The sequence below is a fragment of the Pseudomonas sp. CGJS7 genome (assembly GCF_036961695.1).
Genome location: NZ_JBAMDI010000230.1, coordinates 1 through 8,079, shown reverse-complemented (window position 1 = coordinate 8,079; position 8,079 = coordinate 1). Strand labels below are relative to the sequence as shown.

Annotated in this window: 5 protein-coding genes and 1 pseudogene; all 6 read left to right on the top strand. The window is 67.2% G+C overall.

Annotated elements, in window-relative coordinates; all coding sequences use genetic code 11:
• Positions 1-375, top strand: a pseudogene (locus tag V7787_RS51445) (hypothetical protein); the annotation flags it as partial.
• Entirely contained in the window at positions 372-1,277 is a 906-nt protein-coding gene (locus V7787_RS51440; protein ID WP_336095244.1) for a dihydrodipicolinate synthase family protein, read from the top strand. The pseudogene V7787_RS51445 and the gene V7787_RS51440, both read left to right, overlap by 4 nt.
• Before the next feature lies 1 nt (position 1,278).
• Positions 1,279-2,865 carry an aldehyde dehydrogenase (NADP(+)) gene (locus V7787_RS51435; protein ID WP_336095243.1) on the top strand — a complete coding sequence of 529 codons (1,587 nt, stop codon included), beginning with the start codon at positions 1,279-1,281 and terminating at the stop codon, positions 2,863-2,865.
• Positions 2,862-4,076 carry a M24 family metallopeptidase gene (locus V7787_RS51430; protein ID WP_336095242.1) on the top strand — a complete coding sequence of 405 codons (1,215 nt, stop codon included), beginning with the start codon at positions 2,862-2,864 and terminating at the stop codon, positions 4,074-4,076. The genes V7787_RS51435 and V7787_RS51430 overlap by 4 nt, the downstream gene beginning before the upstream one ends.
• 745 nt (positions 4,077-4,821) lie before the next feature.
• Complete coding sequence (locus V7787_RS51425) at positions 4,822-6,084, top strand: alpha/beta hydrolase family protein (RefSeq protein WP_336095241.1); 1,263 nt, start codon at positions 4,822-4,824, stop codon at positions 6,082-6,084.
• A 163-nt stretch (positions 6,085-6,247) separates the two neighbouring features.
• Positions 6,248-8,071, top strand: coding sequence for a DUF885 domain-containing protein (locus tag V7787_RS51420; protein WP_336095239.1), 1,824 nt, complete (start codon positions 6,248-6,250; stop codon positions 8,069-8,071).
• Positions 8,072-8,079 lie beyond the last annotated feature (8 nt).

The following is an 8,079-nucleotide window of genomic DNA, read 5'->3' as shown; positions in this document are numbered from 1 at the left end:
TTGCTACCGCGCTATTTCGCCCTGGCCCAAGGCGTGCGCGATGCCGCCACGCCGCGGACCTTGGTCTGCCGTTGCGAAGACGTGAGCCTGGCGCAGCTGGATGCGCACCACGATTGGCGCGCGGCCAAACTCGCCACCCGCTGCGGCATGGGCAGCTGCCAGGGCCGCATCTGCGGTGCGGCCTTGGCCGAGTTGCGCGGTTTCGCTCCTTCTCTGGTTTCGACCCCGGCGACGCCCGCGCACGGCGCGCGACCGCCGGTTTTCCCAACCCGGCTGGCCAGTCTGGCCGGGCTTTCTTATTCCGACGATTCCGCCCGCGAACCGTCGCCTCCCGGCTGCAACCCGATCAACGAACCGCAAGGATCTGTCTCATGAGCAATGCCCCGTTCTGGCGCGGCGTCATCCCCGCCATCACCACGCCGTTCAACGCCGACGGAACGATCGACCACGATTTCCTGGCCCGGCACGCCCTGACCATGATCGACGCCGGCTGCGTCGGCATCGTCCCGCTGGGTTCGCTCGGCGAAGCGGCGACGCTGAGCTTCGAAGACAAGCTGGCGATCCTGCGCACCCTGGTCGGCGCGCTGAAGGATCGCGCGCCGGTGATCCCCGGCATCGCCGCGCTGTCCACCGACGAAGCGGTACGCCTGGCCCGCGAAGCCGAGAAGCTCGGATGCGCCGGGCTGATGGTGCTGCCGCCGTACGTCTACTCGACCGACTGGCAGGAAATGAAGGCCCACGTCAGCGCGGTGATCGCCGCGACCGCGTTGCCGTGCATGCTTTACAACAACCCGGTCGCCTACAAGACCGACTTCGTCCCCGAGCAGATCGCCGAGCTGGCCGGCGAGTTCGCCAACCTGCAGGCGGTGAAGGAATCCTCGGCCGATGTGCGCCGCTTCGCCGCGATCCGTTCCCTGCTCGGCGAGCGTCTGGAACTGCTGGTCGGCATGGACGACGCCATCGTCGAAGGCGTGGCGATGGGCGCCACCGGTTGGATCGCCGGCCTGGTCAACGCCTATCCGGCCGAATCGGTGCGCTTGTTCGAACTGGCCCGCAGCGGCGGCGCGCCGGCGGCGGCGTCGCTGTACGCGTGGTTCCTGCCGTTGCTGCGTCTGGATACGGTGCCCAAGTTCGTGCAGCTGATCAAACTGGTGCAGGCGCAAGTCGGCCTGGGCAGCGAACGCGTGCGCGCGCCGCGTCTGGCCTTGCAGGGCGGCGAACGCGAGGCGGCGCTGGCGGTGATCGAGCGCGCCAACGCGCAGCGTCCGGGCCGCTGACATGGATGCGCGCGAACCGGTACTGATCGAAGGTCGTTGGCAGGCCTCCCAGGATGCGCAAGGACACTTCCGCGCCTACGACCCGACCCGCGCGGTCGAGTCGGGGCCGGCGTTTGCGATCTCCGGCGCGCGCGATGTAGAAGCCGCGCTGGCCAGCGCCTGCGCGGCGGCCGATGCGCTGGCCGCTTGCGATCCCGAGCGCATCGCCGATTTCCTCTCGGCCTACGCCTTGGGCATCGAGCACGCCGCGGCCGAGCTGGTCGCGCTGGCGCATGCCGAAACCGCGTTGCCGCTGCAGCCGCGGCTGGCCCAGGTGGAATTGCCGCGCACCACCGGCCAGCTGCGCCAGGCCGCGCGCGCGGTGCGCGAGCGTTCGTGGACGCAGCCGGTGATCGACACCGCCGCGGGTCTGCGTTCGCATCTGGCGCCGTTGCGCAAGCCGGTGCTGGTGTTCGGGCCGAACAATTTTCCGTTCGCCTTCAACGCGGTGTCGGGCAGCGATTTCGCTTGCGCGATCGCCGCGCGCAATCCGGTGATCGCCAAGGTCCATCCTTCGCATCCGGCGACCAGCCGGCGGCTGGCCGAGATAGCGCACCGTGCGCTGATCGAAACCGGGCTGCCGACGGGATCGCTGCAGGTGCTGTATCACCTCGACCCCGAACTGGGCCTGCGCCTGGCCGGCGATGCGCGTCTGGGCGCGCTGGCCTTTACCGGCAGCCGCAACGCCGGCCTGGCGTTGAAGGCGGCGGCCGATGCGGCCGGCGTGCCGGCGTATCTGGAACTGTCGAGCATCAACCCGGTGTTCCTGCTCGAAGGCGCGTTGCGCGAACGCGGCGACGGCTTGGCGCAGGAGTTCTTCGCCTCGTGCACGATGGGCGCGGGGCAGTTCTGCACCAACCCGGGCGTGGTGGTGGTGCCGCACGGCGAGGCCGGCGATCGCTTCGTCGCGGCCGCCGCCGAACGCTTCGAACAAGCGCCGGCCGGGGTGCTGTTTTCGCAAGGCGTGCGCGACCATTTTCTGGCCGCAATCGAGGCTTGGCGCGCAGCAGGTGCGCGCAACCTTGGCGGCGGTGCGTCCGCGCAGGGTGAGGGCTACCGTGTTCAACCGGCGTTGCTGACAGTGGAGGCCGCGGAATTCATCGCCGATGCGCGCCTGCGCGGCGAAGCATTCGGGCCGGCGAGTCTGATCGTGCGAGTGGACGGATTCGATGAAGCCGTGCGCGTGGCGCAAGCGCTGGAAGGCAATCTCACCGGGACTATCTACGCAAACGACGAAGAAAACGCGGATTGGATTCGGCTCGCCGACGCGCTGCGTCCGCGCGTGGGACGCTTGATCGACGGCCGCATGCCGACCGGCGTGGCGGTGAGCGCGGCGATGAATCACGGCGGTCCGTTTCCGAGCACCGGACATCCGGGCTTCACTTCGGTCGGCATTCCGGCGGCGATCCGTCGCTTCGCCGCGTTGCATTGCTACGATAACGTTCGCGACGCGGCGTTGCCGCCGGAACTTCGCGACCACACTTCCGGCGTTCTCGCGCGTTGCATCGACGGGCGCTGGACCACCGACGATATCGGAGCATCCGTATGAGTCTTTCCCAGCAACAAATCGGCGGCTTGAGCCTGGAGCAAGCGCGCGCGCAACTGGTGCCGTGGCGCGAGCGCGCGGCGGAGATCGGCGCGGCCGAGTACCAACGGCGGATCGAGCGCGCACGCGAATGCATGCGCGGCGAAGGCCGCGACGCATTGCTGATCACCGCCGGCACTTCGCTGCGTTATTTCACCGGCGTGCCTTGGGGCGCGACCGAGCGGTTGGTGGCGATGTTGCTGACCCTGGAGGGCGATCCGGTGCTGATCGGTCCGGTGTTCGAAGCCGGCTCGCTGTCGCATCTGGTCAAGATTCCGACCGAGTCGCGGCTGTGGGAGGAGCATGAAGATCCGTACGCGCTGGTGGTCGACACCCTGCGCGCGCGCGGCGCCAGCCGGCTGGCCTTGGACCCTGGCGCGGCGTTCGCGATCTTCACCGGTCTGCGCGCGGCTGCGCCCGGGTTGGATCTGAGCAACGCCAGCGCCATCGTCGACGGTTGCCGCGCGAGCAAATCGCAGGCCGAACTGGCGCTGATGCAGCAAGCCATGGCGATGACCTTGCACGTGCATCGCCTGGCCGCGGGTTTGGCCGAGCCGGGCGTCACCACCACCACGTTGCGCCGTTTCATCGACGAAGCCCATCGGGCGCTCGGCGCCGACAACGGTTCGACGTTCTGCATCGTCCAGTTCGGCGAGGGCACCGCGTATCCGCACGGCATTCCGGGCGAGCAGACGCTGCGCGAGGGGCAGTTGGTGCTGATCGACACCGGTTGTGCGGTGCAGGGGTATCAGTCCGATATCACCCGCACTTACATCTGCGGCCGCGCCGACGACGAGCAGATCCGGGTCTGGAATCTGGAGCAGGCGGCGCAGCAGGCGGCGTTCGACGCGGTGCGTCCGGGCGTCAGCGGCGAGGCGGTCGATCAGGCGGCGCGCGCGGTGCTCGAACGCGGCGGGCTGGGGCCGGATTATCGGTTGCCTGGGTTGCCGCATCGCACCGGGCATGGCATCGGGATGAGCGTGCACGAGGCGCCGTATCTGGTGCGCGGCAATCGGGTGGGGCTTGAGGTCGGCAATTGTTGTTCGAACGAGCCGATGATCGTGGTGCCGGAGCGGTTTGGGGTGCGGTTGGAGGACCATTTCTATGTGACCGAGCAGGGCGCGGCTTGGTTTACGCCGCCTTCAGTGGCGATCGATCGGCCGTTTGCGGACTGAAGGGCGTAGAGCAAGAGCAAATCCCCCCCGGCCCCCCTTTTTCAAACGGGGGAGTGCTTCGGCAGCTTTATCGCGATCTCCCAAGAACGTCATTCCTGCGAAGGCGGGCTCCGCTTTACTTCGGCGGAGCGGAACATTCAGAGCCTTCAGCGTCATCCCACCAGAACGTCATTCCCGCGAACGCGGGAATCCAGAGTCTTCAGCGTCATCCCACCAGAACGTCATTCCCGCGAACGCGGGAATCCAGAGCCTTCAGCGTCATCCCACCAGAATGTCATTCCCGCGAACGCGGGAATCCAGAGCCTTCAGCGTCATCCCGCCAGAACGTCATTCCCGCGAACGCGGGAATCCAGAATCTTCAGCGTCATCCCACCAGAACGTCATTCCCGCGAACGCGGGAATCCAGAGTCTTCAGCGTCATCCCACCAGAACGTCATTCCCGCGAACGCGAGAATCCAGTGCCTTTAGTGACCTGAAAGAAAGTCGCTGGATGCTCGGCTCCGCCGAAGTAAAGCGGAGCCCGCGTTCGCGGGAATGACGGGAATGGAGGAATGACGAGACTGGAAGGGATTTGCGCAACTGCGCCCCCGATCAAGCTTTGCGCTGCATCCCCCTGCACCCCGGCACTGGCGTGACCGCCACGGTTCGCGTTCGCTAGGACGCGTCGAACGCGCGAGACCGTTGCGCATGACCGGCTTCGCGCCGCCGACGCCCATCCCCGAACACGCCTTCCAAGGAGGTTTGCATGTTCCGCGCCGTCCGCAAGTCAGCTTCCGCCATCACGCGCATCGCCGCCGCCGCGCTGGTGCTGTTGGCGCTGTCGCTCGCCATCGTTCCCGCGGCCAGCGCCGCCGGAACACCGCCCAAGCGTTTCGATCTGCCGCCGACCACCGGCCCGTATCGGGTCGGCACCTTCACCCTGCACTTGGTCGACCGTTCGCGCATCGACGGATTCGTCGGCGGTCCGCGCGAATTCATGGTCACGGTGAGTTATCCGATCGCGCCCAACGCGCGCGGCGCGCGGGCGCCGTGGCTGGAGCCGGCGTTGGTGCCGGAATGGCGCGCCACCACCGAGAACCAATACAACTTCGCGCCCGGCGCCGTGGATTGGGCCAGCGCGCGCCGGCCGGCGATCCAGAATGCGCCGATGTTGCGCCATCCGCACGGCTGGCCGGTGGTGCTGTTCTCGCCGGGTCTGCAGTACTTCCGCGAGCTCTACAGCGCCGGCACCGACGATCTGGCCAGTCACGGTTACGTAGTCGCCTCGATGACCCACACCTATGAGGCTTTCTACGCCGCCTTCCCCGGCGGCCGCGTCGCGCGCGGGGTCGAGCTCACCGAGACCGTCGAGTCGACCCAGATGTGGCTGGATACGCGGGTCGCCGATTCGCGCCATCTGCTCGATGCGTTGACGCTGATCAACCGCGGCTTCAATCCCGATGCCGAACTGCGCCGCCTGCCGGCCGGTTTGCGCGGCGCGCTGGATCTGTCGCGGGTCGGGTACTACGGCCATTCCTACGGCGGCACCACCGCCGGCGAGACCATGTTCTTCGACCGCCGCTTCGACGCCGGATTGAATTTCGACGGCCGCATGTCCACCACCTTCGGCCCGCCGCAGGATCTGCCTTATGGCCCGACCCGCGCCGCGCGCTTCGGCCTGGACCGGCCGTTCGCGTTGATCGGCGCCGAAGGCCATACCCACCTCAATCCGTTCGATCCGTCCTGGCCCGAGTTCTGGCGCAACCAGCGCGGTTGGAAGCGCGATGTGCACGTGCCGCTGGGCGTGCACTTCACCTTCAGCGATTTCGCCGCGATCCTGCCGCCGCTGGGCGATGCGGTCCCGCCCGGTTTCGCCGCGGGCGCTTACGGCACCTTGCCGGCGGCCGAGGCCGTGGCCGGATCGCGGGCCTACGTGCGGGCGTTCTTCGATCGGCATCTGAAGGGCCGGCCGACGCGCTTGTTCGATACGGGCAGCCCGGCGTATCCGAATTTTCAGCCGGTGCCTTGAGGACAGGGCTGGGGGCAGGGGTTGGCGAACTGTCGGGGCGCGGGCCATTGGCCGATATCCAGGCCCCGACATCCGACCCCGCTCCTAGCCCAATCGGCATATCCGCCGACCCTGCAATTGCCGCATCATCGAAGGATTCCGTCCGCCACCGCTGAGTCCCGCGATGTCCTCGATCCGTTCCGTCTCCGCGCGCGTGCCGCTGGCCGCGCTGTCCCTGGCTCTGAGCATCGGTCTGGGCCTTGCGCCGGCGTTCGCCGCCGAACCCGCGAGCGCGCCGATCGCCGCTTCCAGCGATGCCGGCGAGCGCTTCAAGGCGCTGTACACCCGCGAATGGAAATGGCGCCAGGCGCAGTTCGCCGGCGGCGACGATGAGGACGTGCAGGGCCAGCCGGCCGCGCATTTGCCCAAGGTCGATCCGGCCACCCAGGCCGAGCGCGAACGCTATTGGGCGCAAGTGCTCAAGGAGCTCGACGCGATTCCCAAGAACCAGCTCAGCGGCGAGGACCCGGTCAACTACGAGGTGTTCCGTCAGCAGATCAGCAGCCTGTTGGACAACCAGCGCCTGCGTCAGTGGGAAATGCCGTTCAACAGCGACAGTTCGTTCTGGACCAATCTGGGCTTCACCGCACGCCGGCCGATCCGCGATACGGTCGGCTACCAGCGTTACCTCGGCCAACTGCGCGATATCCCGCGCTACTTCGATGAGCAGATCGGCAACATGCGCGCCGGGCTCAAGCGCGGTTTCAGCGTGCCGCGGGTGACCTTGACCGGGCGCGATGTGTCGATCAAGGAAGTGGTCGACGCCAAGCTCGAAGACAATCTGCTGTACACGCCGTTCAAGCGGATGCCGGCGAACATTCCCGCCGCCGAGCAGGCGCGTCTGCGCGCCGAGGCGGCCAAGGCGATCGACGAGTCGGTGCTGCCGGCGTATCGCAAGCTGCTGGCGTTCATGCAGAACGAATATATGCAGCAGGCGCGCACCACCCTGGCGGCGGAGTCCATGCCCGACGGCGAGAAGCTGTACCGCGCCGAGATCCGCGAATACACCACCCTGGATCTGGCGCCGGCGCAGATCCACAAGATCGGCCTGGAAGAAGTCGCCAAGATCCGCGCGCAGATGGATCAGACCATCGCCAAGACCGATTTCAAGGGCAGCTTCCCCGAATTCCTGCATTACCTGCGTACCGATCCGAAGTTCTATCCCAAGACCGGCGAAGAACTGCTGATGCGCGCTTCGTGGCTGGCCAAGCGCGTGGACGGCGAGATCGGCAACTACATCGGCCTGTTGCCGCGCCAGCGCTTCGCGATCCGTCCGGTGCCGCCGGATCTGGCGCCGTTCTACACCGCCGGCCGCGGCGGGCGCGATGTGTATCTGGTCAACACCTACGATCTGCCTTCGCGTCCGTTGTTCAATCTGCCGGCGTTGACCTTGCACGAGTCCGCGCCGGGCCATTCCTTGCAGGGCTCGCTGGCGGCCGAGCACGAGGGCTTGCCGGACTTCCGCCGTTACACCTACATCTCCGCCTATGGCGAGGGCTGGGCCTTGTACTCGGAGAAGCTCGGCATCGAGATGGGGATGTACGACACGCCCTACGATTACTTCGGTTTTCTGACCTACCAGATGTGGCGCGCCAGCCGGCTGGTGGTGGACACCGGCATCCACCATCTGGGCTGGAGCCGCGAACGCGCGCAGGCGTTCCTGCGCGACAACACCGCCTTGAGCGAGCACGAGATCCAGACCGAGGTCGATCGCTACATCGGCTGGCCGGGGCAGGCGCTGTCGTACTACCTGGGGCAGATGAGCATCGAGCGTTCGCGCGCCAAGGCCGAGCAGGCGCTGGGTGCGGACTTCGATATCCGCGGTTTCCACGATGCGATTCTGGCGCTGGGTTCGGTGCCGTTGCCGGTGCTGGAGCAGCGGGTGGATCGGTTCATCGATGAGAGCCGGGCCAAGGCGGCGGAGAAGAAGGCCAAAACCAAAACCTGAGCGGATGC